Here is a 25,146-nt window from a genome sequence, read left to right on the forward strand (position 1 = left end):
CATATTATTTTACTATGTCAGCTATCCCCCTGAGTAGGTTTAATGGATATTCTGTCCATCGGTTGCCTTAGATGAAGTTCAGCGGATGGGCTATTTTTATAATGAGCTCGTGACCCGAAAAATAATGGGATCCATCCGCGACCTAACAGAGACGGATAGTAAATTGAACCTGTTCGTTAAGCTAAGTGAACGGGAAATTCAGTTTTTGAAATTTTCGTGCACAGAACTGACCTATAAGGAAATTGCCGACCAGATGTGTGTCAGTGTTCGCACGATAGAGGGTTATCGGGATGCTTTGTGTGAAAAACTGAACCTTAAAACACGTATTGGCCCAGCTGTCTATGCTATAAAGAATAACCTCAATGGCGGCTGATCTTTAACAATCTTTACCCCAAAAGTTCGTCATCCGTGCCCGCTCTGTATAATTTTCTGCATAGCCCGGAGATTGTAAATACTGCTGGATGATTTAGTGAGGTTACATCCGTAACCTCACTAAGCGACTAGGCTACCAGGTGCATGTTCCGCTCTATATTTTACCAGCGTTCCGCTGCATATTTAGCTATAATTGGCCTTATTCAGGGTAGTAGATACTAAAACTAAATTTGACGTTAAAAATCAGGTTAACAAAATTGGAATTAATTCTGCTCCATTCCTGTTTGTTCGATAATATCTTCTGGCAAGGGCAGAGCATAAAAACGGTCATCAGACTTCAATTGAATAATTACCTTATTAATCAGTCTGGTAGGAATTATATTGAAACCGTCCTTGTTCAATCGTTTAATATCTATCCACCTAAGCCCTCTCATCAGTAGCTCTTTTCTTCTTTCTGACAAAATTTTATCAATTGCATCTTTAGCATCAGAGGCGACCATCATCGGATAGGTGACACTATTTTTCCATCTGCTTTTTAGCAATGTATTTAAATCATCCATCGCTTCTGATACCCTGTTTAAGCGGGCAAGACATTCAGCCCTTATCAAATACAGTTCGTCTACAGCGATCCCGCTAAATAATATATTTGCATTAGCGGAATAACTCCCTTTAAACTGCTGATATCCGCTGTTTGCTTTAAAGTAGGCCGTCTTGCGCAAATCATATGAGTTGTATTTTGAATAAAGGAGGGTATCTATTTTGGCGGTTGATGGCATGTGTAAAGCAAAACCCTGGTCCATCTCGCTATAAAAAATAGTTTCTTTATTAAACTTTTTGAATGGAACAGCGGCATTCAAACTGCCATTGATTGAGCTGAAGAACATCATTTTATTTTATAGCGATATTAATGATTTGAGCTAAACCGGGCGTGTTTTCAGGAAATTACATCTCCCTTGCTGAGGCAGGGGAGATCAGGTAGATTGTTGGTTTGTGTAGGGAGCAATTTTAAATCGTAACAGCAGAACCATCTATTCTCAAATCATACGCTCCGGAAATTGGTTGAATGGTTTAGGCAAATTCGGTTTTGATTTTCTTCAGATCATTTCATTCAATTTATTCATACCAAATTAATTAGTGCCAATGGGCAGATTTAGCTCGTAGCGTCGCTCTATTTACGTATTGATTAAGATGCTTTTTTTTGAAAGAAAAGTAATAATGAATGAAATGAATGTATGTGATTGATAGGTAATATGTTATGTTTGATTTGTGTTTAGTCTTGTAATTCATTGTTACTACAATTGTACCTAATGTTAAACCTATGCGCTCATTTACAGAAATCTATAAAAGCTATCAGGACTATTCAGGTTCTGTAGAACGAAGAAAAAGGTGTAAGCCCCAATACCTGTCCAGAGAGGCCACTTACATTGTGGTACTTCATCAGTCTTTTGTAAAATAACTATAGGAGAAGTTATCATAACCATATATCTTAAAAAAAATGAAACCGGAAGAATATAATTCAAAAGATTACCTGCCACGTGGCCATTATATCTGGCCTGATCTTATTAATCCACATGCGGAGCAGATGGGAAAAGATATGGATGGATGGATTGATAATGACTATACTTTCCTGACGGAGAAACAACGTGAAATATACAAGAAAATGAGGTTGCACATGTGTACTGCCCGTATGTGGCCCGACTTAACCTATGAGCAGAGTATCCCCTGCAACAGGTTCATGCTCCAGTATGTTGCTCTTGATGATCAGGTGGAACATTCATCTCTGGAGGAAATCCAACAATTACGGGTTCGTTGTGTAGACATTCTCAAAGGGGCTCAACCCAAACCTGAAGAAAATGCACTCTATCAACATATGGCTTTCATAAGGGATGAATTTCGCGCGCTCATGCCTGACATATGGGTGGAGCGTTTTATTCACTATTTCTATCAATCCTTCAGATATGGGATTGAATTGGAGTATCCTTATAAAATAGCGCAACGCCCGCCGTCGCTCACACTTTTCAAAACCATTCGTGAGTATTCTGTTCTTATGCGCCCGTATCTGATCTTTGGTGAAATTGAATCGGGACTTGTCCTGCCTGAACATATTTTTGAGCATATTGTTGTTCAAAAAATGATATCTCATATGACCTTGGTTGTTGCCTGGCAAAACGACATTCATTCCCTGCCAAAAGAAATGGCAAAGGGAACAGAAGTTTTTAACCTGGTTTTTGTATTGCAGCAGGAATATAACCTTTCGCTGAAGGATGCCTGCGAGCAGGCATTTCAAATCCATAATGAAGAATTGGCAAAAGCACTTGCCTTACATACTGAGTATCGTGAGTTTGGTGAATTTCAGGAGCATGTAGACAAATTCGTCTATTATGCAGGAGTGGGGCTTCAGGGAGTGAATTCTTTTTATCTTGAAACAGAAAGATACCAGCACGGAGGAGTGGGGTTTGCCTGGCCGGAGAATAATGTGGTTGCAGAATAATATATGTTGCTTCAGGTTAAACGTGACATAAGATATTAACGAGCTTACCAAACGGATCTCTGACGAAAAACCTTTTTACTCCCCAGGATTCAACTACCGGGCCATAGTCAATAACAAATCCGGCTTCTTTGGTACGATTTAATGTTTCCTCGAAATTATCCACTTCAATGGATAGATCAGGTGTTAACGTTCCAGAACCGCCTCCTGAAGCAAAACTGATCTGCACATCCATGTTTTGATTATTGCCATAAGTTGTAATCCAGCCATGATCCATTAGGATGTCCAGACCAAGTATGTGCTTATAAAACACCTCGGCTTTAGCAATATTTTCAGTATGAATATTTGCAACAATTCTTTTAACCATAAACTAAATTCCGATTATTATTCGCTTAAAATTCTTCAATTTTTGTAAACCAATGTACTAAAAGTCTTCTTCAATCCACTTGTTCTTCAATTACACGAAGATGTCCAGCTTCAGTGATTAATTCATCGCCGGGCCAGCCATCAAATTCATAATGCATAGATGAATTGGTCTTGCCTTTACATCCACTATACAATCTTCTCGTATGCTTCCTGGAGCTTCTGGATATAATTCAAGGTATTTCATGTTTATTTTTTATAAAGGTGTGGATTGAACAAATCTCTAAATTTCTTGTCAATTTCAGTGACATAATCTAATATTTCTTCTTCCCTAAGAATAAAAATGCATAATAAAAGAGAGATCATTTATTTATACAAACGGTGGAAGAGATCTGATCTACTCATAGATTTACTTCCGCTTATAACCAATATTGAATAAAACGGTTTTTGATTGTTATGTTTGGTTAGAAGACTCAGGATATTATATGGGAAAATTTGTACAAGAACTGCAAACCGACGGGCTTACCAATAAGCAAACCCTCGTTATCGCATTTGAAACAGTAAATGAGCTTGGCTGGCGCATCAGGTTTACTTCTGATGCCGGTGTCATTGCCTATACGGAAAATGGCGAATACTCCTGGAATGGCGAAGTAACAGTTAAACTACTGGAAGGTGTAATAAGCGTGCAGTGTGTAACGATCTCTAACCTGACGGTTGATTATGGGAAATGCGAGCAAGCAGTCGTACAGTACCATGCTGCATTTGAAAAGATGAAAACCGCTTTGACAGATGATGAGATCCAGCAAAAATATAAGCGGTATAAAAAGGATTTTATACCTCCTTATGAAGATACTTTAAAGCCTGACACCAGGCCAAAGTTTCATCTTTTTAATGGGTTCCAATCTTATTTCGTGCCTGCAAATGCGTATTTTGTTACCCCTATATTAGTAGGTTCGAATATCATCATCTTTATCATGATGGTCTGTACGGGTGTGTCCTTCTTTGAACCTGATGCGCAAAGTATGATCGCCTGGGGAGCGAATTCGACCATTGCCACATTGGACGGGCAATGGTGGAGACTGCTTAGCAATTGTTTTCTGCATTTTGGTTTCATTCACCTGCTGCTCAACATGTACGCGCTTTTTTACGTGGGATTTTTACTCGAACCCTTTCTGGGAAGGAGTAAATTTATAATAGCCTACCTGTTAACCGGTATTGCGGCAAGTGCGCTAAGCCTTTGGTGGCACGATTATACCGTAAGTGCCGGTGCATCCGGTGCCATTTTCGGACTATATGGTGTATTTATTGCCATATTATGTACCAACCACATTGAGCCGTCCATGCGGAAAGGTCTGCTCATTAACATCGGCATTTTTGTAATATATAATCTGGTGTATGGTAATTTGAAGAGCGGTATTGATAATGCAGCACACGTAGGTGGCCTATTGAGTGGCCTTCTGATCGGATTTCTTTATCTGCCAGCCTTGAAAAAAGCAGATAACCGTATGTTAAACCAACTGACGCTTTCTACCATTGCAATAGTAACTATTGCCTGTTCCGCCTTTGGTTATATATCGATGTCAAAAAGTGACCGGTTCGTTTATCAAAAACAGATGCAGGTATTTTACGCCATAGAGACCGATGCGCTAAAGGTGTTCAAAGATTTCGACGATAAACCTGCTGAGGCGCAGTTATCCGGCTTAAAAACAAGTATCGGGGACTGGAGTAAGGGCCTTGAACTCATCAAGCAGTCGGACAAACTCACACTCCCTGAAAAGACACATAAAAAAAATGCTTTGCTTATCCGTTATTGCAGGCTCAGAATTCAAAGCTATGAAATGATGAGTTTAGATATACAAAGGGGGGAGCATGGTGAACAGGAGCGGCTCCAACTTATTAACGAGCAAATCAAGTCGGTGATTAAGCAGTTGTCGAAACGATGATATAGATGTCAAATCCTATCAGAACCCTCTAGATGTCACAGTTTAGAGCTTGTTGTTCTTACTTGTCGTCTGTGCACTCTAAAATATCTCCTGGCTGGCAGTCTAATGCTTTGCAAATAGCCTCCAGGGTACTAAATCTGATTGCCTTTGCCTTTCCGGTCTTTAGAATAGACAGATTAGATAATGTCAGATCAACTCTTTCAGAAAGTTCATTCAGAGAGATTTTTCGCTTCGCCATCATTACGTCTAAGTTTACAATTATTGGCATAGCTTAAATGGTTAAATCGTTTTCGTTTTGTATTTCTACACCCTTTTTGAATATAGTTGCAATCACATAGATTACGGCTGCCATGATTATAAATGCTTGCCCGTCTGCCCAAAACTCGTTAAGGTTGCCAATATTGTAGCTATCATATTTCAGGTTATTGGCGGTTTGCAGAGCGATGTAACTAAGTATGCCAATAGAAAAAGTGTAGTAGCTGATTTTTGTGATTTGATTGGAAACGAAAGTGTTGAAAGGTTTTGACAAATCTAACTTGTGTAATAGCATGATGACGATATAAAATAAATAGGCTTTCAAAAGTGAGATCAGTAAGATAAAGCTATAGATACTGAAAAAAGCCCATCTGTTACTATTATACATTTGGCTTAAGTCCAGCTTTTGATAGAGCTTTGCAACAAATTCAGGGTTGTAGATACTAAAAACAAAATTGACGACGAAGGCACCTGCTTCTATACACAATCCTACGAAGATGATCCACGCAACAATGTGCAGGCCTTTAAATACGATGTTGTTTGTTTTTGACATAGTAGTAAAATTTAAATCATATCTAAAGGTAATAAATATTTATTGATAAACAATAAATAAACATTTTTTTTCAATAAAAGTGCATTTTATGAATTTTACATTACGGGCGTCGTCTGCAACAATAACAGTTACGTAGGAGTGGCAGAAAAGATTTAGATGAAAGGAGGCGTCAAGAGATATGACTTCTTTAAGGTGTGTTAGTTTGCTCCACTCAAGACATCTTTTCCAGGAGAGGCCGTCGTTATCGTTTTTATCATAAACATTACGCACTGTATACCAGAAATCCATATTTGAGAGATTATAACAGGTTGCAATTTAGTTGTTTTTCAATGTATATTCGTTAAAATAAATACCATGAGATACATACTGCCTTTCATTTTATTTGCAATAATCACTTGTAACGTTAACGCTCAGGATACAGTCGTGGTAAGAAATAATATCACTATTATGTTTAATGCTATGGTGAAAAATGACATGAGTACATTGGCAGATCTTACTCATCCTAAAATCATAGCGTCTTTGGGAGGTAGGGAAAAAGCAATTGTAACAATGAACGCTGCGATTGCCGAGATGAAAAGTAAGGGGATGAGTTTTCGTAATGCCTCAATTGGGAAAATAGGTGAATTTTACAAGAGTGGAAGCGAAGTGTTTTGCCTTATCCCTCAGGAAATAACATTGACTACAGAAGGTGGTTATTTTAGTAGTCTCACTTCAACATTGGGCATTAGCCAGGATCAGGGTAGAACCTGGAGATTTGTGTCGGCTGGTAATATTGGTCGGGATAAGCTGAAGATCTTGTTTCCTGAATTGCCAGATGGATTGGAGGTTTTGCTGCAAACTGATCCGGTTTTTCATAAACAGTAACCTTTCTTATGAAGGATATGGCCCGGATTACTTATTGATATAAAAGAACGGATATAACATGGCTAAATTAACATTTGAGGAGAGAAACCAAAATAACTATGTAAAGCACAGCGAGGTTTCTTTAGAAACATTGGGAAAGTACGAGAATGTACTTCCTGAAGATTTGATAAATATATGGAGAGCATTGGGCTTTGGAATTTATGAAGATGGATTTCTTCAATTAGTGGATCCTGATGAATTTGATTTCGTATTTGAATATATTGATAAGCTGTTGGAGCCGTCTATTGTTTTTGGGATTACTGCATTGGGAGATTTGTTAATCTGGGAAGGAAATGAAAACTGGACGATAGCTCCGGATGAAGGAAACAGAGTCAAACAAATTGATGTAAGAAGGTGTAAAACTCGTGTAATCGGAGAAATGAAATTTGTTTTAAATCGTGTGTTGGGCGATAATTATGGCATCTCAGACAAAGATTTTTTTGATTCCAAAGCATTTCTTGAAATTAAAGGGAAGTTACCGGAGCTGAATTATGGTCAATGCTATGGCTATGTTCCTGCTTTATCATTAGGAGGGAAAGCATCAAACAGTAATTTGCAGGTTGTAGACGCGAAATCCTACATTGAGGTGATTGGCCAGGCTGCAGGAAAGATCATTGATTTAGGATAGTTTTTAAAACACATCAGACAAAGAGGCAATTAAAAGATAGTTTATGCAAGTAATCAGTAAGTACAATGTTAGAGAACAAAAAGTTGTTCGCTCATTAAAAATCCAACCGAAAATCTCTTCCAATCGGAATAGCAGAACCATAATTTTAGGTATGTTTTTAGTTTCACAACTGGTGTTACTATTCATATCTGCACATGCTCAGGCGCAAAAGAACACGAAGTTTAACTGGGATTTGAGTAAAAAGCTACAGCACCTTAGAAACAGGGAAGATTCGACAACCTGGTCTAAACGTAATTTTAAAATTGACTTAAAGGACATAGAATTTTCAGGTAAGCCTATGGTGGAAGGGGTTTTCCCCGGACCGAAATACAGCTTAATCGGAGATTCTGCTTTTGTTGGAAATGGTACCGTTGGAAATTATTCCGGGATTAGTTTAAAGGACAAAAAAATTATTTATAACGGCTTTTTCGTTGATAAGTCTTTTATCAATCAGGACTATCTTGGAGTTAAACCAAATGAAGTGTTTTTTCTGGTTGTTGTTCTGACAGACTATATAGCTGAAGACGGTAACTCTCATATGGAGGCAAGTGTCAGTTCGAGAAATTATCCGGATTACATTGGGCAAGGCAGCATTAAAACTAAAAATAATAAAATTGATTTTATTTCATTTCTTACCGCAGACAGGAATAACTATGCAGTTGTAAACTTTCGTCTTTTCGATTTGAATTTGGGAAGGGTTGTTTTGATTGCTCCTCAGAAGGATGGATCTCTAAGGTCTATGCAGTTGAAACCAGGAATATTACCATCTAAAGAAGTTAAGCTCTACATTAAAGACCTTTTGACTCAAAAAGAGGTTATCTCTTTCTTTTTAGAAAAAGCGAATATATAGACGCTTATCAAGATAGCCCGCGTCTCTAACCGATGCGGGGTGTTTTTATTTTACTGGTAACGCTTAATGATTTAGTTCTCTTTCCGAGATAGCTTAACCAGGCATTATAATCATTGCCAAACTTTTGATCCGTCAGATAGGACAAGAAGTTAGTTGTTTTAGTTCTCAGCTCATCCAGCTCCCTTCTCCGGCTTTTAAGGATTTCGACTATTGTTAGATTACCTTCCTTCAGAATTTGCTCAGCATAACGCTTACAATGGTTTTCTTTCTGATAAAGCTCCATAAGGGAGGTAGCCCTAAAGGGATCAGGACAATTCAAGGTCAACACGAACATGTTGTGATGTTGCTGCCAATCTGAGGCATTCAGCCCAACGCGGTTTAAATAACGGGTCAGATAGGTATTGGCTTCGTCGCCAATGGTAAAGTCCAGCAAAAAGGGAAACAGGACAAGCATGTCATCTTTAGACCGGGCCTGAGAAACGTATCCCAACAATGCTGCAGATTTCATTCTTGCTTCATCGGATAATTTTAAAAAATTAAGGCAGCTGTCTTTATCAGAACTGTCCAGACTCCTGATCAGATCAAACCTCTCATAAACCTTTTCCTTGTTCACCAGTAAACCATATTGCTGATATACTGATATCGATTTATTGATTTCAGCGGAATCTTTATTCAGGAAGTCAAAATACCCCTGTTTAACAAAATTAATCTCATCATTGTTTATTCCAAAGTAAAGCAAATCGATCACTTTTTTTGGTGGATAGATCTTTTGTTTCTTAGCTGGAGGACTAAAATTATATACAGGATTAGCCCTTAAGACCACCAGCCGAAGTTCTTCCAGACCGATAACAGTGGCCTCTTTATAACCAAACTCTTTCAAATCCTGCATGCAAGGGGTGACTTTTTTCTCATTCAGAAACTGCATATAGCTAACTTCTGAATAGCCCTTAGGTAGGCCCCAAATTTCTACATGAGAAGTGTCCATTTGTGCCTTCGCGCAGAAAGCGAATGAGTTACAGAGAAGAATTAACAGGAAGAAGCGTTTGGAGCCCATTGGTTTGTTGGTTTTTCTTTAATACAAGAATTGCTTTTTGGTAACCCTGGCTTGTAGCGCTAATCAATCAATGAAGCCATTTTTCTTCTGATACTCCCATAGCTCTTTATTTTTCTCTATATAGCGTGACGGCGTATCTATATAATTTGCCCCCGCATTAATACCACTATCAATCTTGCTTTTAATGCTGTTTGCAAGACCGCCAAAAGTCATTCTTAAATAATCTTTTTTAGACAATTGTTTTTCGTAAAATGTGTCATCCGGTTTGGGTTCTTTTGACCTTAATCTTGTTTTGAGCAAGGTCTTTTCCAGATTAACGCCCCGTAACCAGACCACGAGATTTCCGCTATTCGCAATTCCGATAACGAAATTTAGTCCCTTTTTTTTTCCGGCATGAGAGGAGAGCTCAAGAAACTGTTTATTACCGGATGCATGTTTAAAAATGGATTTAATTTCAGCCTTTGGTAGCTCTAAAGTGTCGCTGTAAAATTTTTCATCGCGATAGGACGCATATCTTAGCACTATCTTTTCTGGTAACCGCTGTATTTTTGCGTGATTTCCACTAACGTAATCCGTATCCCATTCCGTACTGAAATCATTTACCCATTCACGGTCGATAATTTCAAAATCATCACCAGGAATAAGAAAATGAGCTTCAATGATGTGGATTGGAAATGTGGAAGGAGCAAGGATAGTGGCCGAATAATTATAGCGTTCCCAGCCCTTAAAACTTATATTTTTATACGCTGTAGCGACAATCAATAAAATTGTAATGCCGATATAGACCTTGTTAGTCAGATTAAGCTTCATGCATTTAATTTTTAAAGGAATGTGCTAAGCCTGTTACGTAAATAAAAATGCCGATATAGCCAATGCTTAACAGAACCAGGATGGCAAAAATCCATTTGGCAATCCGATAGCCCTTTCCGTGATAACTGAAGGCATATATTCCCAACAAAATCGTCAGAGCCCACACTGCAAATGCTGTATTTACACTTGAGTCATATTCATCGATATCTCCTGTATTGATAAAAATCAATACCAATGACACATTTACCAAAATAAGGACTAAAGACAAGTTACTGTTCTTTTGTTTTTGAAGCTCTGATGCTGTGTTTTCCATAATTTAAAAGCTAGCTGATTATTTTATAAAAGTCATGTCAAGGCTTCTGAACTTCATCCATTCATCAAACATTTTGCTTTCGCTGTATACTACAATTAAGCTGAGTTTATTTGTATTACCGGTCAGATTTTTTTTATGAATTACGAATAAGGCCGACTTATTCTGGCTGTCATTCCATTTTAGGGATTCTTCAATGATATGTTGAGTTTCTTGCTCTCCATTCTCATTCAGGAAAATGGGATGCTCTTTTGTGTTTTCTAGTTTTTTGTAAAAAGCAGGCTTTCCTAAACTCTTGTTGAGTTCCTTGATCAGTAATTCCTGATTGGGGTTATTCTCCAGTTCTAATTCGTAGCTAAAAGCTGAATTGCTATCTTTTAAATAATAAACAACCAAACTGTTCAGCTTTCCCAGGTTCAATTCATTGTATTTGAAATTCCCGCTCAAAGGAAATGAAAATTCCTCATAAGCTAAGTTTAAATTATATTCTGAATTGCTATTGTCGTTTTTTGTCAAATCAAATGCCTGCAAGATTTTGTCTATACTTTGATTTAACTTGATTGTGTTGATCAGGATGGTCTGATGTTTGATCTGCGGAGGATGGTTCTTAGCTTCCTTCCCGATTACTTGTTTTGTATCTTTTCCATTTTTGCAGCCTGAAATTGCCACATTCAGGGTAATTAGGAGGAAGATACCTGATATCGTGTTTTTTGTCATTGTCTAAGTGTTTTAGAAGTACTAGAAAAGCGTTAACCCTATAAAGGAGAATTGGTTATGGTCTTTGTCTGCAGCCTTTCTTTTGTGTAAACTTTGATTTAGTTGTCTGGCCCTTTACTTTTTTGTTCCCGCAGCTTCATTTTAAGTAAGCTTAATAGATCCTCTTTTTTTATGTCTAACAGGTCTGTATCTATCCATAATAAATCTGGTTTTGTTGTGGTAAGATTGTGGAGATAACCAATTAAAGACCTGTAATCTTCGATTTTTGTGGTCCTGTATTTAACAGGAGTTTTTACATCTATGAAAATTGACCGGGTCCTGTAAAATCCGGCTTGAAAGTCATTGATTTCATCCCAGGGAATAAAGATTTCTTTTAAAACGGTATGGTTTGTGACGCCATACTCATCAAGTTTTAGGGCCGCAATTCCTTTTCTGCTGTTACGAAGTTGCGCTACTCTTTCCAGAAGAATAAGCCCGATGACGACAATCCATAAAATAAAAATCAATCTTACAGATAAATAGGTGGTAAGCAGGACAAATACAGAGAATGCCAGGCCAGATAAACATAAAATAATGCTGATCATGATTTCTCTGGTTTTAAATTTTATGATCATTCAATCGAGTGTTAATAAGGTGATAGTGGTATTCATGACAGAAGAGGAAATGCGATCAAAGTAACATAAATAAAAAGAACTGAAGCAGACAAATTACAAAACAGTACCAGTATAGCTTTTTTTTAGAGCGGTTATACGCTATAATGTTCAGCACGATTAAAATGAAAGAAAACAGGATGGTGGTCAGATGGGTAAACAAGCCTTTACGAACAACATAGTAGTAACAATCTATGAGTTTATTTTGCTCATTAAGCCCAATATAGAATATTTCGGTAGGGATCTGGCTTAAGTTTACCTCGTCCGGGCTGGTGGAAAAAGTACAGTGTAAATTAGGTTTTGGTTCCTGTTTAAATAAACTTAAAGTTCCATTTCCATTGTTTACATAAGTGTTATTGTCGTTTTTTAACTTGAAATAATAGCTGGGAATCCTGTTTCCTGATTTTTCTACCGATTCAATAAATCCTTTTCTGGGTACAAGTGATTGGTATAGGTTGATTACTTTAAAAGGGATATATAACCAAAAAAATAGGGTTAATATAAGGGTGAAATGATTGAAAGTAATTCTTGTAGTCATATGGCGTCTGGTTACAACTGTCTGGTGACCAATCTTGCTACCAAAAGTAGGGCCAAATACAGGTTGTGTCACTAAGTGGTGATAAATTAATATTAATTTTAACAAAAATGTTTTACAAAACTTCTGTACTTTTAGTTATTCACCCTTTAATTGAACCCTTTGCTCAGAATAAAATACATATCATTTGTCGCTTTAGTGCTGTTGTTGCTTTTTGATTCTTGTAAGAATGTACCAAAAACGCCGGGAGAAAAAGCAAAGCACCTGATTGCCCAGGCCTTTGGAGCAGGAGAAAACTATACCTATCAATATGAGCCGGGTCTCTTTGGGAAACTGGATCGTGCGTACAGTACCTATCATGATGATTCTCTTTACGTAGTTTATCGGAATCGCGTGGAACATTGCCTGGATATGAGCACAGCAGCCTTTATGGAGCTGGCAGCGATTGGCTACCGGGTAGATACCACCAGGAACGAGCTTAAAAAGGAGAAATTATGGAAGGAAATGCTTGCCGCTTCGGCAAAGCAAAGAAAGTATAACGACAGCTCTTCCTTTTATAGTGCCAAATCTGATTCTATAAAACAAATCTATAAACCTCATCTTATAGGCTGGAAAATTGTACATGAATACAGGGCTAATAATGCTTATGGTGTTCAGGTGGAACAAAAAACAACTTTTTATTTTGATGATTCATTAACCAGGATTACCGGGCCTGAGGAGGCTGTTAAACTTGCCTGGAAATAATTAATATTAGAAAATGACCCGAATTAAGCCCTTCATCATCCGTTTATTATTTATTGCCGTACCTTTGCTGTTGCTGTATTTTTATGCCCAAATGGCATTTGAAGCCAACAGGCAAAAAGAACATCCTACAGATGCAGGATTGGGTATCGCAATTTTGCTGGTTTTTATACTAATCGTTTTATTTATTGGCTTTTTAGTCGATTTTATTAAAAACCTGAGGCGTAAACAATATAAAATTGCAGGATTTGATTTTTGCTTATTGCTGCTTTTTACCATACCTGTTATTTACATTGGATGCCTGATGACCAGCAGGGAATGCTTTTGCGGCTGGCTTATTGATACGATAGATTTTGCAAGGTAATGAAACAACTTATTTCCATACTCGCTTTTCTAATATTGGTTCAGTTTACTTATGGACAAAATGTTGACAGTCTCAAAAAAGAAGAAATTCAAAAAGGACTGGAACAACAATTCTTCCCAGGTTCCAAATTCCAGGGAGAATTTCATTTTGGATTTCCGGATCCTTTTACGGAATTAAATTTTGTGACAAAAGATGGCTATAACTTAAATGGCTTACTTTTCAAAGCAAGGCTGACAAACGGGTTGATCTTTTATCTGCATGGCAGCAATGATGGAGTGAACGTTTGGGGGAAAATTGCACCTTTTTACACCCGTCTTAATTATGATATTTTCATTCTTGACTATCGGGGTTATGGGAAGAGTGGAGGTAAGGTGAGCAGCGAATCTCAATTGTCTGACGACATCCAGATGGTGTATGGCAATTTAAGAAGAATTTATTCAGAGTCTATAATTATTGTGATGGGCCAGTCGATCGGTACGGGGCCGGCTGCAATCCTTGCAGCAAACAATAACCCTAAAGCATTGGTCTTACAAGCCCCATATTATAGCATATCAGATTGGATATCCAACGTTGCGCCGGGTACCGATTCCTCCAATATGAAATATCAATTTAAGACGTATGAATTTTTGCAAAAAATAAAGGTACCGGTAACGATTTTTCATGGAGACGCTGACAAGGCTATATATCCTGGCTCTTCTAAGAAACTGAGTCCATTTTTAAAAAAAGGTGATCAATTGTTCATTTTGAAAGGAGAGGGGCACAACAGTTTTATCAATAACACCGCATATTTGGAACAAATGAAAAAGATCCTTAAATAAGCTATGCTTTTTTGTTTCAGCCAAATTCTCAGCCGCTTTATTTCCGGAATTAAAGATGTAACCTATGATGCAGGCATCAGATGGCTATAGTTAGTATACTATGTTTTTACAAAGAGTTGTCGACAAATTCACCCTTTTCGGAAACGATCTGATTTCCCCAGTTGGTAATTGTTTCCAGTACCGGTATAAATGTTTTTCCAAAATCCGTCAGACTGTAAACAACTTTAACAGGAGGCTTTTTGCCATATACCTTTCTTGATACCAGGCCGTCCTTTTCTAATTGTTTCAACTGTAAACTCAATGTCATTTCGGTAATATTTGGTACTTCTTTCCGAAGCTCGTTATACCGTTTTTCCGCATCTTTTAAATGATAGAGAATCACCGCTTTCCATTTTCCACCGATCAAATCCATCGCCAGACTAATCGTACAGGGGTAAGCCTTCCCATTTAGTTTTACGTAATCACCAATACATTCTGTTTTCATCCTGCATTTATTTTAACCTATCTGTTTGGATAGTTATTGCAAATGTAAGGCGCTAAAAATACTTTTGCAACTATAATTATTATAGTATAAATTTTCACCTAAATCATAAAAGAATGGTATCAAATTTAACGGCAAATGAAATTGCAAACGAAAACTTGAATCAGGAAGATAAACCGCTGATCACAATAGTTGGTATTTTGGGCAAGCAGGGCAGTAGCGCTGCACGTACGCTGTTACAAAGCGGGCGTTATCGTGTACGTGGAACTACCCGACGGATTGATTCTCCAGAGGCGCTTAGTTTGGCCAGACAAGGGGTTGAACTGCTGAGTGTACCGCTTAGTCTGGGATATAAGAAAGAGTTTGTGGAAGCGTTCCGGGGTTCAGCTGGTGTTTTCATGATGACGCCAGGTATTGCCCCTCCGCAAACTCATGAGCTGGAGTTGGGTAAACAGTTGGCGGATGCAGCGGTTGAAGCAGGGGTTCAGCATGTTATCTTTAGTAGTTTGGAAAATGTAGATAAAATTACGGAAGGGAAAAAGTTTGCTCCTCATTTTACAGATAAGGCCAGGGTTGAAGACTATATTCGTACGCTTCCAATCACAAGCTCCTTTATCTACATGGCTTTTTTCTATACTAATCTTATGGAGTTTTACACTCCTGTTGTGGAGGATGATACGCTTGTATTTCCAATTTATTTACCCAGAGATTTTCGGGCACCCTTTGTTGATCCCCTTACGGCTACCGGACCAGCTGTTTTGGAGATTTTTTCGAACCCAGTTCAATATGCCGGTAAGTCATTGCCGGTAATAGGCGATGTGATTTCAGCTCAGGAAATTGTGGACACTTTTGTTAGGGTCACAGGTAAGAAAGCGAGGTATAGTTCCGCATATACGCGGGAACATATGCTTCATCATTTTCCGCAATTTGCCTCAAACGAGCTCCTGGTGGATGAAATTTTAGGGATGGCAGAGTACGCAGTTGAATATGGCTATTTCGGCAAAGATCGTGATTTGTTATGGAGCCGTGAAAGAAACCCGGATAGCCTCAATTGGGAAGGATTTCTACGCAGTACTGGTTGGCAGGGTGAAAAACGGTCCTTCTAATCACATCCTTAAAATGGTACTGGTCATGGCCAGGGGGAAACTCAATCTAAAAGGAATGAGCCCGATAACATACCGGGCTCATCATTTTAATTAGTTTTTAAAGTTGTCCTTTTGAATTCCGGTCCAAAAAGAGAAAGGGATTTTTGTTTTTAGCATAGCTGAGGAGAATCTGGTACACTCAATTATTGTTCAAAAAAATCCAGCTCTGCAATAGCGACAGACTTTTTATTTCCTGAAATTGCTGTTGGCTGTAGTTTAATATATCTGGTGGATATCTCCTTTTTAAAATAGTGCGTTCTGGCGGTTGGGTCATTAATCAGGTTTCCAAATTCAAAGGTTTCTATATTCTCCCAGTTTTTACCATCCTTGCTGGTCTGAATGATTCCCTTTTCAATCATGCCATCAAGGAAAGCTTTGGGTGGAGTATAACTAAAGGCCGTTAATTTGTGTACAGCACCCAGATCTATAGCCATCGGACTCGTTTCCTCATTAAATTCAGTTTGCCAGTAAGTTTCCTTGTTCGCATCAAAAGCCATTGTTTCTGTTTTTTTATTTGCTTCGCTTGCTGCGTTTAACAATTTCCAGTTTTTCTTTAGCAAGCCAAATGTTTCCTTGGCCACACTTCCTTTATCATTTTTTGCTATGGCAATGGCTTTAACTTCAGCGCTAACGACCTGGATAGGCGACGTATACTTTTTAGAAGCGGAGGATGGTTCAGTACCATCGGTAGTGTAATAAATTTCGGTACCCATACCAAGGTTTCCTGTTGCGTCCTGTCCATGTGGTTTCCATCCAAATTCGTGTTTTTTTGACGATATGGTCAATAAGCCATTCAGGTCTCTGTCGAATTGAAGTTGAGGTGGTTTGGAGCGGTAGTAATGCGCTTCAATTGTTGCAATTGCCGGAGATGCTCTTGACGAAAGTACTTTTAGTCTGAATCTTGACGAGGTAACTTCCGGAAAACGCAGGATTCGCTTGTAACCGATGTTCGTTGCAGAAGCAATGGTCTGCCACTTATTTTCAAGCCATGCTTCAAATATATGTTCTTCTACCCGTTCACTATGGGAGGATATTGCTTCCTGCAAGACAATTCTGTTTATGGTGACCGGACTACTGGTCGTAATTTCTAAACTGTTTTTTGCCTTTGTCAGCAAGGAGTAGGTAGCAGAGCTTTTATCTAATATTTCTTTTGGGCCTTTTGCTCTGGCGAATAAATTCTTGCCATAAGTTTCATTAATGCGTTTCCCTACCTCAGTTAACACTTCTACATCCCCAGGAGAAAATTTACCTTCCCGGTTTGGAGGAATGTTAAGCAAGAACGTAGAGTTACCACCTATAGCTCGTTCATAAATATCAAAAACATCATCAGTGCTACGTATTTTTTGTTTTTCATCATCCCGGTAAAACCAGCCCTCACGTATGGAGGTGTTTGTTTCTGCCTGCTGATAGTGTAAATATTTTCCTTTATACAGATCATTTCGATCTCCCAGGGATTCGGCTGTTAAATCCGGAAAGTCAGTCGCAGTTTTGGGGTTCTCTGAATACGGGATAATATTCCATTCTGTTTTTCGTGTTCCACCGGCCTCATTGCCGCACCACCTGATGTCTTCTTTGCCAAAAATAACAGCCTTGGGTGCCAGCGTATGGATCAGTTTTTTCCAGGCTGCATAATTATACTTCTGGCCACCTTTTGTTTTAGGGTGGGCTCCATCAAACCAAACTTCATCGATAGGACCATATTCTGTTAAGAGTTCGAATAGCTGGTTAAGGAAATATTCGTTATAATCATCAACCTCAAATTCAAATTTGGTCTTGTTGGCAAATGGTCTGCCGGAAACCTGTCTGGGTATAGTACGTTTGTTCACCTGGCTTAAATTACCGTACAATCCAGTGGGGCTTTCAATCTGGAAGAGGTCTGCAGGAGACAGGTAAATCCCTAATTTTAAACCATATTTTTTACAGGACGCTGAGAGCGCTTTCACCACATCTCCATTGCCATTCTCAAAATTTGTCGACATCACCCCATGACTGGTATACCGGCTTTGCCAAAGTACAAACCCGTCATGGTGTTTTGCAGTCAGGATGACCATTTTCATACCCGCCGATTTCATTGCCTGGCACCATTGGTCTGTATGCAGTTCCTTTAAATCAAAAATCTTTGGATCCTCTTTGCCATTTCCCCATTCCATGCGGGTAAAAGTATTAGGGCCAAAGTGTATAAAGGCAATGAACTCGTTTTTTAAGGCAGCAAGCTGATTGGCGGTTGGTACCACATGAGCTGCTTTAGCTATGATCGTAGATTTTGTGTCGTTTAGGGTTATAGGGATTGTGTTTTGAAGGGTGATTGCACTGTTTTGTGCGTTCGCATTGAAATAAAGTAATGCGCCAGCCAGGACGCTGATGGGTATTCTTTTCATTAATTATTGGTTTAGTCATTTCCGGTTACCCGGGTAATTTGGTTGGAATCAAATGTACTAAACCAAACTGCACTAAATTTGGCGTAAATGAATGTTTTTTTGTACAAATCCGACTAATTGTTTAGATCTCTATCAACAAAGAAAAGTGTGCTGTTGGATGGTGACAAACAACAAAATCCTCTTGACTTCTGTAAAGAGGGGTTTGTTGAATAAGGAGGAATGTGGGTGAAGCTATCTTACAAAATAGGTATGAAGTAATCTACAATACACTTTTTCTCAGGATGTGTTCTGTAATCATTATGATAGAGCTCAAAAGGATCTCTATCTGCTTTTCTATATCCGTTTTCGGCCATCCACACGAAAAGGCTGTTCCATGATTTTTCGAACTCAGTTAAGCCAATCACAAAGCTTCCAACAATAAATTTCCCTTTTTCAATGGAGGTGTTTCCAATACTTCCGGATGCTTTGATAGGGGTAGGGAGAGTAATACAGGCGCTTATCCTAACTTTTTTGGGATCTGTGGTTTTAAAACTATCATGATAGATGGTGACCATTTTCGTATCGGGATCTTTCAGTAAGCCTAATGGAGTTGCCCATTTAACCAATGTGTCATAAGCATTCGCAATGTTCTGTGCTCCAATGCTTGTTGTGTAAGCCAATTCTAAATTGGCGATTTCTTTGATTTCAATTTTTGCATTCATTTCGATCCAGTTTTTAAGGTGATCAACGCTGCAAATGTATTCCTCAAAAACGACCTGCTCTTGCCCATTCTTGCTTTCAATTTTACTGATCTTGCTAAACCTGCTGTTTTTTTGTTTACGGAATTCAGATGGGCTTAAACCATAATTTTTTTTAAAAGCCCTGGTAAGGGAGGAATTACTGGTAAAACCTAACATAAGCGAAAGTTGAGTAATACTTACTTCCGGCTTGCGTATTAAAACAGATGCTACTTTTTCAATTCTCTTTCTATTGATGTAAGAATTTAAGGTCTCATTTGTAATGGCCTTAAATATCCTGTGAAAATGATAGGGGGAAAAACAAGCAACCTTTGAAACCATTTCCAAAGACAAATTTGTGTCAAGGTTTTCATCCATAAATTGCAGCGCCTTATTCACGCTGCTGATATAGGCTATTTGCACTTCTTTATCTAAGCTTGCCATTCATTTTAAAGGAATAATTAATATTCAAATATACATTAATCTCCAAAGCAGCCATTCCAGGAGGAATGGCTGTTTTGATATCAGGTAATATTCGGGTTTGTTATCTTACCACAGTAGCTTCCAGTTCAACTGTCAGGCTTGCGAAAAGACCTTTAACCTCCAGTAGGGTAGTTGCTTGTTTGATACCATATTTCTGCAAAAATTCCCGATATACCTCTGTACATGTGCTAAAAAATTCTTGTACAGAAGTGGTGTAAACATTCAGACGAACGATCCCGGCACAATCATATCCGGCACTCTGAATAAGTTCTTCCAGGTTATTCAGCGTAAGCAGGAGCTGAGTTCTCATATCTGCTGCGCTGGGCTGCCCATTGATATCTATTGCGACCTGCCCTGAGCAATAAAGTGTGCTCTCCACATTTTTAACCTCTACTGCCTGAGCTGAATTCGTGTACTCACCCCATTTCCATGGGTCAACTGATCTTTTTTCCATTGTTTTTGATTTAGATATTATTTATTTCTACAAACCTAAATCCCAATAGTGACAGCTGTTTGTCACAGAAAACCGGATCATTTTATATATCGTATAATTGGTTGGATTTTAGAGTTGCTGTGACATACTGTTGTCACTGGCATTTCTAAATTTGTTCCTGTTAAAGCCGATGTTACAGGAAATACTGAATGCAACAGATATGGCAGACAGCTCAACAAATAATAACCTGAAAGATGGAAAACATAAAAAAATTTGAGAGGGTAGTTCATATATTTTTTCTCCTTCAATCCAGGTCTGTCTTGCCGATCGAAGAATTGATGGAGAAGTTTCAGGTAACCAAAAGGACGATCTACAGGGATCTTAATATGCTGGAGCGTGTAGGGCTTCCAATCGTTCACCAACCGGGAGCTGGTTATTCTATAGTTGATGGTTTCAGACTGCCACCATCCAGATTTACAGAAGGAGAAGTATTAAGCGTGATGATTGCAGAAAAAATCATGCGAAATCATGAGACCGAATCTATCCGGAGAAATTTCGATCAGGTGCTCACCAAGATCAAAAGCTCATTTCATAGTCAGCAGAAAAAGGAAATTCTGCACCTTCAGGATAAACTCCTCATTAAAGAAAAGTTTGATGCAAAAGACTATGTTCCCAATATTATGGACACTTTGCTCAAAAGTTCTGTAAGCAAGAGGCTGACAGAGATCTTATATAAAAATGCAAAGGGCGACCACCCAAATTCAAGAACGGTAGAGCCAATTGGTGTTTTCAATGAAAATGGCAACTGGTATCTCTTAGCCTACTGTCATTCCAGATCCGATTATCGAAACTTCAGACTGGATCGAATACAAAAAATAGCCGTCCTGCAAAAGCATTTCGAGAAGGCGCATCCCTCAGTAAATGAATTGAATGCGCTTTATCATGCTCAGTACTTTACGGAAATTACAATCAGTGTCGATCAAAAATATGCGCATTTTTTATCATTTGAACGTGACAACTTTGGTTACGTCAAAGAAATGATCACAGATGAAACAGTGTTGATGTATTTTAACTGCAAAGCTCATCCGACATCGTTTGTAAGGTGGTTTTTAAGGTTTATCGATGTCGGAGAGATTATAGAACCGATCCATCTGAAAGAAGAACTGGCCGGTATAGTAAAGGCAGGTCTAAACAGGATGCAGAAATAGGGTACACGATTTTACGAATATTGACATTACTACAATTATGGAGTAATCCCCTGAAGCCAGGCAAGCAAAGCCGTACCTACTTGTACAGGTGAGTCTTCTTGCGGATAATGAAGGCCCTTTACCACAACTTTCGTTGTATTTGGCAGACTGTTACAAAACGCTTTCGCATCAACAGAGCTCATTCCCGGATCGGCTTCAATGTACAGTTTCGGTATGAGTGTCTTTTTCAGCCATGCGGTATACCTGCTGGCTACAACTGTAAATGCACTGGGTTCTCCCTGAAAGGGGAGTTGGCGTGCCCAGGATAACATAGGTCTGCGTGATTCTCCGGGTACGAGAAAAGGCCTGCGGTATTCGTCATGTTCTTCCCTGGTCAATGGGATGAGGTGCGATAAAGGAATGTTGACTTCAAGAAAGGAATTTTGCTCGAGTACCATTTTCTCGCCTGCAGGGGAGCGTAGGGCTTGAAAAATCTCTTTGCCTTTTGGAGGCATCTGTTCCCATTTATAGGGAACGGTGATAGATTCCATAAATGCAATCCCTTTAACGGCTTCAGGATGTCTGCTTGCCCAATCGAAAGCCAATGCCGAGCCCCAGTCGTGCACCACAAATGTTATTTTCTCTTTAAGCCCAAGCTTTTCATAAAAAGCATCTAGGTAGCGGCTATTTTCGGCGAATGTATGTGATTTCGGATCTGAGATCTTTTCGGAATCGCCCATTCCGATTAAATCAGGCGCGATGCAACGCCCTAAGTGTGATACGTAGGGAATGATGTTTCTCCATACAAAAGACGAGGTGGGATTTCCATGCAGAAATACAATAGGATTGCCAGTTCCTGTTTCCAGATAGGCGATGTCCTTTCCTAATACGTTAACGTGTTTTTTTTCGGCTGCCTGCGACAAGAGGGAGCTGGTAATCGCGATAATTAAAGGTAAGTGTTTCATGTGCTGATCATTTAACAAGACAAAATTATGCTACAGAGGAAACCAAAAATTGTACAAAATCAAGTTTTAACGGCTTTGCGAAATCACCATTTCGGTACGCCTTTTTTAAAGAACTGGCCAGGGCTTTCGCCTGTAAATATCTTGAAATCCCTGTTGAAATGGGCCTGATCGAAGAAACCGGTTTCCATGGAAACTGCGGTGAGGTTTTGATGCGGTTGGTAAGTGCTGATGACAGACTGGATCCTGACGATGGAGGAGAAGTGTTTCGGAGAGATGCCTGCCTGCGCACGGAAGCGCTTTTCGAAAGAATCGATATTGATGTTCAGCGCAGCAGCAAGATCTTTTATTTTATAATTGCCTTTCCTGAATTTAATCATATCGACAGCCTTACTGATCATTGGATCTTTATCGTTTGTTTTGAGTTGTGTAATCAGGAAGTTTTCGACCATCACGACCCTCTCGGCATGCGTTTGAGCCATGTCCAGGCTTTCTTCAAGTCGCTGAACCTGTTCAGCAGGAAACACATTGTCCAGATTTTCGGTTAAACCCGATAATTCATTTAAAGGCATGTTTATAAATGCTGCGGCACCGCCCTCCCTGAAAAGCACGAGCAATACGGCAGAACCGGAAGTATAGTGAACTGGTCGTGCCACTCTGTGTATGCCTGTAATTCCGAAGCCCAGACTCGTATCGTTGAGATATATTGCACCTTTAAAACGCAAAGCCATCACGGGTGCAGTGCCAGGCAGGAGCTGACGCGTTAAATCACCTTCACTTTCTGTAACCAGAAATCGGCTTACAAAAGGTTTAAGCACATCGGACGGAAGAAATTGATGGACTTTCATTTCAAACGTTTTATACCATCAAATATAACCGGTTTTTTGTTTTTCTGTGTTGATTTTATCAGATGTCTTACCATCAGGGTCAAATATATATCCATGGCTCAAAGAAGAATTGGTCGCTATATTGGAGGCAGGTATGGTGAGGCCAGGCAAGACGTTTCTGTAGAAATTTGTATTGTCACAGAAAAGATTGAAATTTGCAACTCGCATTATGGCTAAGACAACAGAATCACTTGAAGAGTTTTACAGACATAAGTTATACCAACCTCTGTTAAATTCGACTCATATCGGGCAGTTCAATGTGTTCCGGATTAAGGATCAGATAAAGTCTAATTCTTCATCTCCTACCTATATCCGTCGGGATTTTTATAAGATCATGCTGTTTCAAGGTGAAAATATCTTTCATTTCAGCAATAAAAGTATTCCCATAAAAGGGAGCACTTTGCTGTTTTTTAATCCGCGGGTGCCTTATACTTATGATGCACTTCGGATAGATACAGATGGCTTTTTTTGTGTTTTTAAAGATGAATTGTTTTTAAAAAATCAAGGAATGAATCTGAGCGAACTTCCCTTGTTTTCTCCTGCGGAACGGCCGGTATTTATACTGGGGCTTGAGGATAATAAAGAAGTAAACAGGTGCTTCGAAAAGATGATCAGTGAGTTTAATGGAAATTACATCTATAAATATGAACTGATAAAGAATTATATAATGGAGTTGATTCATTTAGGAATGAAGCTTCAGCCTACGCCAGAGGTTTATCAACATCCTGATGCAAGTTCCCGAATTACCGCTGTTTTTGTTGAACTCCTGGAGCGTCAGTTTCCTATAGAATCAACCGCCCAGCGCTTTGAACTGCGTTCACCGAAGATATTTGCAGATCGCCTTGCAGTTCACGTCAATTACCTGAACCGTGCGATAAAGAAGAACACAGGACGCACAACTACAGATCATATTTTTGAACGATTGACCAGTGAAGCTAAAATGCTGTTGCGCCATACCAACTGGAGCGTAGCAGAAATTGGTTACACCCTTGGGTTTGAAGATCCGGCTCATTTTAATCACTTTTTTAAAAAAAGAACAAAAAACACCCCGCTCAGCTTCAGATCGGTTTGAATTTGACAATTAATGGTTCGTATCAAACAATTTTAATGACCCTATCGTCCATAATTTTGTTAAAAAAAGTTATGGATAGAAATAAGGTATGGTTTATTACCGGCGCATCTAAAGGCTTAGGCTTGTCGCTGGTTAAACAATTATTAATAAAGGGGTATAAGGTTGCAGCGACTACCCGAAAGGTCAATGCTTTTGATTCAATTATTGGTGACCAGGAAAATTTCTTACCGTTGGTTGTGGATCTTAAAAGCGAAGCGTCTGTAGCAAACTCCTTCAGAGACACCGTTAACAAATTTGGCAAATTAGACGTCGTCATCAATAATGCAGGTTATGGACTGGGGGGAGCATTGGAAGAGCTGACAACAGAAGAAATAGCTGAAAATTTTGAAGTTAACTTCTTTGCTATTGTACGGGTGATTCAACAAGCCCTTCCTTATATGAGAAAGCAAGGCTCTGGTTTTATCATCAACATTTCCTCCATTGCGGGCTTTGCTCCAGGCACAGGCTGGTCTATGTATTCAGCAGCTAAGTTTGCAGTAAGCGGCCTGTCAAACGCGCTGGCAAATGATTTGAAGCCGCTAGGTATATACGTCGCCAATGTAATGCCTGGCTGGTTCAGAACCAACTTTGCAAAGTCTGACTCTATTGTCTACAATAAAAAACGCATTGAAGATTATGATTATCTGAGGGAGTTCCATGAAAAGATGAATCGTATTGATGGCGAACAGTTAGGTGACCCAGACAAGGTTGCTGAGGTGTTTATTCGCCTGGTGAATAGTAAGAATCCTGCGGTAGATCTCTTCCTTGGTAGTGATGCGTTCGGCCGTGCAAAGGCCAGATTAGAATTGCTTAATCGTCAATTGGATGAATGGAAATTGCTAAGCTACTCGACTGATTTTGATTAAATATGTGTTATAATGATGATCCTTAAGTCAAATCCGCGTTTTTAAACATAGGTAGTCTAATTTATTTTATTCTCCTTTTAGTCGGTAAGTTAATTGATGAATTT

The 25,146-nt window shown here is 38.9% G+C and carries 30 protein-coding genes; 14 read left to right on the forward strand and 16 right to left on the reverse strand.

Annotation, left to right across the window (positions count from 1 at the left end):
* The first annotated feature begins 124 nt into the window (after nucleotides 1-124).
* On the forward strand, nucleotides 125-373 hold the full coding sequence (locus BUC20_RS01400) for a response regulator transcription factor (RefSeq protein ID WP_073226462.1): 249 nt from the start codon (nucleotides 125-127) through the stop codon (nucleotides 371-373).
* A gap of 262 nt (nucleotides 374-635) precedes the next feature.
* Here BUC20_RS01400 and BUC20_RS01405 read toward each other — a convergent pair whose 3' ends face one another.
* A complete protein-coding gene (locus BUC20_RS01405; protein WP_159441029.1) occupies nucleotides 636-1,229 on the reverse strand; it encodes a RagB/SusD family nutrient uptake outer membrane protein in 594 nt (197 codons plus the stop codon).
* 461 nt (nucleotides 1,230-1,690) lie between these two features.
* Between BUC20_RS01405 and BUC20_RS33850 the strand changes: the two genes are divergently transcribed.
* Nucleotides 1,691-1,828 (forward strand): hypothetical protein, encoded by a 138-nt coding sequence (locus tag BUC20_RS33850; RefSeq protein WP_159441030.1) that lies wholly within the window; start codon nucleotides 1,691-1,693, stop codon nucleotides 1,826-1,828.
* A gap of 39 nt (nucleotides 1,829-1,867) precedes the next feature.
* Nucleotides 1,868-2,863 (forward strand): terpene synthase family protein, encoded by a 996-nt coding sequence (locus BUC20_RS01410; RefSeq protein ID WP_073226468.1) that lies wholly within the window; start codon nucleotides 1,868-1,870, stop codon nucleotides 2,861-2,863.
* Nucleotides 2,864-2,879: 16 nt separating this feature from the next.
* Here BUC20_RS01410 and BUC20_RS01415 read toward each other — a convergent pair whose 3' ends face one another.
* On the reverse strand, nucleotides 2,880-3,227 hold the full coding sequence (locus BUC20_RS01415) for a VOC family protein (RefSeq protein ID WP_073226471.1): 348 nt from the start codon (nucleotides 3,225-3,227) through the stop codon (nucleotides 2,880-2,882).
* A 481-nt stretch (nucleotides 3,228-3,708) separates the two neighbouring features.
* Here BUC20_RS01415 and BUC20_RS01420 point away from each other — a divergent pair, with 481 nt between their 5' ends.
* On the forward strand, nucleotides 3,709-5,166 hold the full coding sequence (locus BUC20_RS01420) for a rhomboid family intramembrane serine protease (protein WP_073226474.1): 1,458 nt from the start codon (nucleotides 3,709-3,711) through the stop codon (nucleotides 5,164-5,166).
* A gap of 58 nt (nucleotides 5,167-5,224) precedes the next feature.
* On the opposite strand, the gene BUC20_RS01425 is transcribed toward BUC20_RS01420, so the two are convergent.
* Together BUC20_RS01425 and BUC20_RS01430 are read right to left on the reverse strand one after the other, a co-directional pair.
* On the reverse strand, nucleotides 5,225-5,434 hold the full coding sequence (locus tag BUC20_RS01425; protein ID WP_073226477.1) for a helix-turn-helix domain-containing protein: 210 nt from the start codon (nucleotides 5,432-5,434) through the stop codon (nucleotides 5,225-5,227).
* A gap of 3 nt (nucleotides 5,435-5,437) precedes the next feature.
* Nucleotides 5,438-5,974: a DUF2975 domain-containing protein gene (locus BUC20_RS01430; protein WP_073226479.1), complete on the reverse strand. Its 537-nt coding sequence runs from the start codon at nucleotides 5,972-5,974 to the stop codon at nucleotides 5,438-5,440.
* Between the two features lie 354 nt (nucleotides 5,975-6,328).
* On the opposite strand from BUC20_RS01430, the gene BUC20_RS01440 reads away from it, so the two are divergent.
* Genes BUC20_RS01440 through BUC20_RS01450 form a run of 3 tightly spaced genes read left to right on the forward strand, consistent with a single transcriptional unit; the run spans nucleotide 6,329 to nucleotide 8,394 of the window.
* A complete protein-coding gene (locus tag BUC20_RS01440) occupies nucleotides 6,329-6,838 on the forward strand; it encodes a hypothetical protein (protein ID WP_073226485.1) in 510 nt (169 codons plus the stop codon).
* Nucleotides 6,839-6,896: 58 nt separating this feature from the next.
* Nucleotides 6,897-7,505 carry a GAD-like domain-containing protein gene (locus BUC20_RS01445; protein WP_073226486.1) on the forward strand — a complete coding sequence of 203 codons (609 nt, stop codon included), beginning with the start codon at nucleotides 6,897-6,899 and terminating at the stop codon, nucleotides 7,503-7,505.
* A gap of 43 nt (nucleotides 7,506-7,548) precedes the next feature.
* Nucleotides 7,549-8,394, forward strand: a complete 846-nt coding sequence (locus BUC20_RS01450) for a hypothetical protein (RefSeq protein ID WP_143166662.1) — start codon at nucleotides 7,549-7,551, stop codon at nucleotides 8,392-8,394.
* A 25-nt stretch (nucleotides 8,395-8,419) separates the two neighbouring features.
* Here BUC20_RS01450 and BUC20_RS01455 read toward each other — a convergent pair whose 3' ends face one another.
* The 6 genes from BUC20_RS01455 to BUC20_RS01480 all read right to left on the reverse strand — a co-directional run bounded on the left by BUC20_RS01455 (nucleotide 8,420) and on the right by BUC20_RS01480 (nucleotide 12,473).
* On the reverse strand, nucleotides 8,420-9,448 hold the full coding sequence (locus BUC20_RS01455; protein WP_143166663.1) for a hypothetical protein: 1,029 nt from the start codon (nucleotides 9,446-9,448) through the stop codon (nucleotides 8,420-8,422).
* 63 nt (nucleotides 9,449-9,511) lie between these two features.
* Complete coding sequence (locus tag BUC20_RS01460; protein WP_073226494.1) at nucleotides 9,512-10,258, reverse strand: DUF2931 family protein; 747 nt, start codon at nucleotides 10,256-10,258, stop codon at nucleotides 9,512-9,514.
* A gap of 4 nt (nucleotides 10,259-10,262) precedes the next feature.
* Nucleotides 10,263-10,571 (reverse strand): hypothetical protein, encoded by a 309-nt coding sequence (locus tag BUC20_RS01465; RefSeq protein WP_073226496.1) that lies wholly within the window; start codon nucleotides 10,569-10,571, stop codon nucleotides 10,263-10,265.
* Between the two features lie 18 nt (nucleotides 10,572-10,589).
* Nucleotides 10,590-11,285 carry a hypothetical protein gene (locus BUC20_RS01470; protein WP_073226499.1) on the reverse strand — a complete coding sequence of 232 codons (696 nt, stop codon included), beginning with the start codon at nucleotides 11,283-11,285 and terminating at the stop codon, nucleotides 10,590-10,592.
* 98 nt (nucleotides 11,286-11,383) lie between these two features.
* Entirely contained in the window at nucleotides 11,384-11,899 is a 516-nt protein-coding gene (locus tag BUC20_RS01475; protein ID WP_073226501.1) for an STM3941 family protein, read from the reverse strand.
* Between the two features lie 55 nt (nucleotides 11,900-11,954).
* Nucleotides 11,955-12,473: a hypothetical protein gene (locus tag BUC20_RS01480; protein ID WP_073226503.1), complete on the reverse strand. Its 519-nt coding sequence runs from the start codon at nucleotides 12,471-12,473 to the stop codon at nucleotides 11,955-11,957.
* A gap of 159 nt (nucleotides 12,474-12,632) precedes the next feature.
* Here BUC20_RS01480 and BUC20_RS01485 point away from each other — a divergent pair, with 159 nt between their 5' ends.
* From BUC20_RS01485 to BUC20_RS01495, 3 genes are read left to right on the forward strand one after another with little or no spacing between them, the layout of a single operon-like run.
* Nucleotides 12,633-13,214, forward strand: coding sequence for a hypothetical protein (locus BUC20_RS01485; protein ID WP_143166664.1), 582 nt, complete (start codon nucleotides 12,633-12,635; stop codon nucleotides 13,212-13,214).
* Between the two features lie 13 nt (nucleotides 13,215-13,227).
* Entirely contained in the window at nucleotides 13,228-13,575 is a 348-nt protein-coding gene (locus BUC20_RS01490; protein ID WP_073226507.1) for a hypothetical protein, read from the forward strand.
* On the forward strand, nucleotides 13,575-14,393 hold the full coding sequence (locus tag BUC20_RS01495; RefSeq protein WP_084528444.1) for an alpha/beta hydrolase: 819 nt from the start codon (nucleotides 13,575-13,577) through the stop codon (nucleotides 14,391-14,393). The genes BUC20_RS01490 and BUC20_RS01495 overlap by 1 nt, the downstream gene beginning before the upstream one ends.
* 106 nt (nucleotides 14,394-14,499) lie before the next feature.
* On the opposite strand, the gene BUC20_RS01500 is transcribed toward BUC20_RS01495, so the two are convergent.
* Nucleotides 14,500-14,877 (reverse strand): winged helix-turn-helix transcriptional regulator, encoded by a 378-nt coding sequence (locus BUC20_RS01500; RefSeq protein ID WP_073226510.1) that lies wholly within the window; start codon nucleotides 14,875-14,877, stop codon nucleotides 14,500-14,502.
* 113 nt (nucleotides 14,878-14,990) lie between these two features.
* On the opposite strand from BUC20_RS01500, the gene BUC20_RS01505 reads away from it, so the two are divergent.
* Nucleotides 14,991-15,980: an NmrA/HSCARG family protein gene (locus BUC20_RS01505; protein ID WP_200800869.1), complete on the forward strand. Its 990-nt coding sequence runs from the start codon at nucleotides 14,991-14,993 to the stop codon at nucleotides 15,978-15,980.
* Between the two features lie 182 nt (nucleotides 15,981-16,162).
* Here the strand turns inward: BUC20_RS01505 and BUC20_RS01510 are convergent, their stop codons facing one another.
* From BUC20_RS01510 to BUC20_RS01520, 3 genes are all read right to left on the reverse strand, one after another.
* A complete protein-coding gene (locus BUC20_RS01510) occupies nucleotides 16,163-18,397 on the reverse strand; it encodes an alpha-L-fucosidase (RefSeq protein WP_073226513.1) in 2,235 nt (744 codons plus the stop codon).
* A gap of 236 nt (nucleotides 18,398-18,633) precedes the next feature.
* Nucleotides 18,634-19,557 carry an AraC family transcriptional regulator gene (locus BUC20_RS01515; protein WP_073226516.1) on the reverse strand — a complete coding sequence of 308 codons (924 nt, stop codon included), beginning with the start codon at nucleotides 19,555-19,557 and terminating at the stop codon, nucleotides 18,634-18,636.
* A 100-nt stretch (nucleotides 19,558-19,657) separates the two neighbouring features.
* Complete coding sequence (locus tag BUC20_RS01520; protein ID WP_073226518.1) at nucleotides 19,658-20,050, reverse strand: RidA family protein; 393 nt, start codon at nucleotides 20,048-20,050, stop codon at nucleotides 19,658-19,660.
* Between the two features lie 233 nt (nucleotides 20,051-20,283).
* Between BUC20_RS01520 and BUC20_RS01525 the strand changes: the two genes are divergently transcribed.
* The gene (locus tag BUC20_RS01525; RefSeq protein WP_073226521.1) at nucleotides 20,284-21,237 is read left to right on the forward strand and encodes a helix-turn-helix transcriptional regulator; all 954 of its coding nucleotides are present in this window, start codon (nucleotides 20,284-20,286) and stop codon (nucleotides 21,235-21,237) included.
* Nucleotides 21,238-21,272: 35 nt separating this feature from the next.
* Here BUC20_RS01525 and BUC20_RS01530 read toward each other — a convergent pair whose 3' ends face one another.
* A complete protein-coding gene (locus BUC20_RS01530; RefSeq protein WP_073226524.1) occupies nucleotides 21,273-22,181 on the reverse strand; it encodes a haloalkane dehalogenase in 909 nt (302 codons plus the stop codon).
* Between the two features lie 83 nt (nucleotides 22,182-22,264).
* Nucleotides 22,265-23,026 carry an AraC family transcriptional regulator gene (locus tag BUC20_RS01535; RefSeq protein ID WP_073226527.1) on the reverse strand — a complete coding sequence of 254 codons (762 nt, stop codon included), beginning with the start codon at nucleotides 23,024-23,026 and terminating at the stop codon, nucleotides 22,265-22,267.
* Between the two features lie 208 nt (nucleotides 23,027-23,234).
* Here BUC20_RS01535 and BUC20_RS01540 point away from each other — a divergent pair, with 208 nt between their 5' ends.
* Nucleotides 23,235-24,137 carry a helix-turn-helix domain-containing protein gene (locus BUC20_RS01540; protein WP_073226529.1) on the forward strand — a complete coding sequence of 301 codons (903 nt, stop codon included), beginning with the start codon at nucleotides 23,235-23,237 and terminating at the stop codon, nucleotides 24,135-24,137.
* Nucleotides 24,138-24,208: 71 nt separating this feature from the next.
* A complete protein-coding gene (locus tag BUC20_RS01545) occupies nucleotides 24,209-25,042 on the forward strand; it encodes an SDR family NAD(P)-dependent oxidoreductase (protein WP_073226532.1) in 834 nt (277 codons plus the stop codon).
* Nucleotides 25,043-25,146 lie beyond the last annotated feature (104 nt).

Origin of the sequence: Pedobacter caeni, assembly GCF_900129215.1 — a bacterium.
Taxonomy (GTDB): domain Bacteria; phylum Bacteroidota; class Bacteroidia; order Sphingobacteriales; family Sphingobacteriaceae; genus Pedobacter; species Pedobacter caeni.